Source organism: Ligilactobacillus animalis KCTC 3501 = DSM 20602, from assembly GCF_001434535.1.
GTDB classification, from domain to species: Bacteria; Bacillota; Bacilli; order Lactobacillales; family Lactobacillaceae; genus Ligilactobacillus; species Ligilactobacillus animalis.
Window position 1 is genome coordinate 1 of sequence record NZ_AYYW01000053.1, and the last position, 960, is coordinate 960.

7 tRNA genes and 2 rRNA genes are annotated in these 960 nt (G+C 50.2%); all 9 read left to right on the forward strand.

Features of this window, described 5'->3' with window-relative positions:
* A 23S ribosomal RNA gene (locus tag FC30_RS07735) occupies window positions 1–94 on the forward strand; the annotation flags it as partial.
* A 71-nt stretch (window positions 95–165) separates the two neighbouring features.
* Window positions 166–282 (forward strand): 5S ribosomal RNA (gene rrf / locus FC30_RS07740).
* 9 nt (window positions 283–291) lie between these two features.
* Window positions 292–364, forward strand: a tRNA-Val gene (locus FC30_RS07745).
* Window positions 365–368: 4 nt separating this feature from the next.
* Window positions 369–441 (forward strand) — tRNA-Lys (locus FC30_RS07750).
* A 13-nt stretch (window positions 442–454) separates the two neighbouring features.
* Window positions 455–539: transfer RNA gene (locus FC30_RS07755), tRNA-Leu, on the forward strand.
* Between the two features lie 9 nt (window positions 540–548).
* Window positions 549–624 (forward strand) — tRNA-Thr (locus tag FC30_RS07760).
* 5 nt (window positions 625–629) lie between these two features.
* Window positions 630–701: transfer RNA gene (locus tag FC30_RS07765), tRNA-Gly, on the forward strand.
* Window positions 702–718: 17 nt separating this feature from the next.
* Window positions 719–804, forward strand: a tRNA-Leu gene (locus tag FC30_RS07770).
* A gap of 21 nt (window positions 805–825) precedes the next feature.
* A tRNA-Arg gene (locus tag FC30_RS07775) sits at window positions 826–899 on the forward strand.
* The last annotated feature ends 61 nt before the right edge of the window (window positions 900–960 follow it).

Here is a 960-nt window from a genome sequence, read left to right on the forward strand (position 1 = left end):
AGACCCCTGAGAGATGATCAGGTAGATAGGATGGAAGTGGAAGTACGGTGACGTATAGAGCGGACCATTACTAATCGGTCGAGGACTTAACCAAGTCAAAAACGTAGCGTTTTCGGAAATAAAGATATTGTCTAGTTTTGAGAGAACAAGGTTCTCACAAAAAAGTGTGGTGGCGATAGCACAAAGGCTACACCTGTTCCCATTCCGAACACAGAAGTTAAGCTTTGTAACGCCGATAGTAGTTAGGGGATCGCCCCTTGCGAGGGTAGGAAGTTGCCACGCTATCATTATGGAGGATTAGCTCAGTTGGGAGAGCGTCTGCCTTACAAGCAGAGGGTCACAGGTTCGAGCCCTGTATCCTCCATCATGAGTCGTTAGCTCAGTCGGTAGAGCATCTGACTTTTAATCAGAGGGTCGACAGTTCGAGCCTGTCACGACTCATTTCGTCGATTTTGCGGGTGTGGCGGAATTGGCAGACGCGCTAGATTTAGGTTCTAGTGTCTTATGACGTGGGGGTTCAAGTCCCTTCACCCGCACCATTTTTTTACGCCGACTTAGCTCAGCTGGCAGAGCATCTGATTTGTAATCAGAGGGTCGGAGGTTCGAATCCTCTAGTCGGCACCATTAATGCGGAAGTAGTTCAGTGGTAGAACACCACCTTGCCATGGTGGGGGTCGCGGGTTCGAATCCCGTCTTCCGCTTGTGATCAGTGTATCACGCCGGGGTGGCGGAACTGGCAGACGCACAGGACTTAAAATCCTGCGGTGAGTGATCACCGTACCGGTTCGATTCCGGTCCTCGGCATTAATTGAATATTCATATTATGCACCCATAGCGCAACTGGATAGAGTGTCTGACTACGAATCAGAAGGTTGCAGGTTCGACTCCTGCTGGGTGCATTTTTTATCGGGAAATAGCTCAGCTTGGTAGAGCACCTGGTTTGGGACCAGGGGGTCGCAG